General features: G+C 39.6%; 1 pseudogene. It reads left to right on the top strand.

From position 1 onward, the window contains the following. A pseudogene (locus RV17_RS13565) lies at window positions 1–356 on the top strand (hypothetical protein); the annotation flags it as partial.

Here is a 356-nt window from a genome sequence, read left to right on the forward strand (position 1 = left end):
GCTTTCTATGAATTGACACCAAATGGTTATTCTTTATTACACGTTAATTGGTTGAAACCACAAGTGCAAGAAATTGAACAAGGGACGACAGAAGCAGAGTTGGATCAACGAATCAATGAATTTCTTTCGACAGAAAACTATAATGAACTGTCAGTGAAAGAATTCGAAATGTATCCAGACACCTCTAAACTTGGTGGAAGTATGGCTGTAATCAGCGTTGTCGAAACGTTGAAGAGCGGAAAAACATTTGCATATAGCCACACGGTACCATTTATCGTCAAAGCACCGAAGTTAACGCTGGCTGCAGATCTAACTGTTGAAAACCTGTCAAGAAGTGAGGAAGAAACCAATGTTGG

Origin of the sequence: Enterococcus thailandicus, from assembly GCF_001886265.1 — a bacterium.
Lineage (GTDB): Bacteria > Bacillota > Bacilli > Lactobacillales > Enterococcaceae > Enterococcus_B > Enterococcus_B thailandicus.